The sequence below is a fragment of the Clostridioides sp. ZZV15-6383 genome (assembly GCF_020657735.1).
In the GTDB taxonomy this organism is placed as follows: Bacteria; Bacillota; Clostridia; order Peptostreptococcales; family Peptostreptococcaceae; genus Clostridioides; species Clostridioides difficile_D.
In genome coordinates this window covers 1-482 of the sequence record NZ_JAGWCV010000148.1, presented here as the reverse complement: position 1 = coordinate 482, position 482 = coordinate 1, and the positions used below count along the sequence as shown (strand labels likewise).

Genomic DNA, 482 nt, shown 5'->3' with positions numbered 1-482 from the left:
AATATTTGATTGTAAATAATAATTTTAGAATACTTTTTTTAAATGATGAAGATATATTCCACGTTTATTTTTTACTATTTTATTGTGTAGTCTAGAAATGTTATGAGCTATCGCTACAATAATACATTCTGATAGAACATTTTCTTTGCCTCGGCTTAAAAATCTTCTAAATTTCATATTTTGTTTTACTTGAGCGAAAGCTCCTTCTGCTTGTATACTTCTATTCATTCTAAGTTCACACCCCTCCGGGCTTATAATTCTCATTAAGTTTTCTTTTCTTTTTTCATGAAATAGCTTAGATACTTGTAAGTTTTTAGTCCTATTTTCAAGAGGAATCTTACTGTTACTTCTCTTAATGCAACTGCTTTTATATTGACAATCACGGCATTCTTCACAAGCATAACAAGTTATTTCACTTTTATAGCCTGTTTTTGATTTCCTATTTATTATTTTATTAGCAAATAGTTTTTTGCTATTTTTAC

General features: G+C 27.4%; 1 protein-coding gene. It reads right to left on the bottom strand.

Annotated elements, in window-relative coordinates:
- Nucleotides 1-24 precede the first annotated feature (24 nt).
- On the bottom strand, nt 25-482 hold a 458-nt coding region (locus tag KGF42_RS19215; protein WP_227826912.1), incomplete at its 5' end, for a transposase.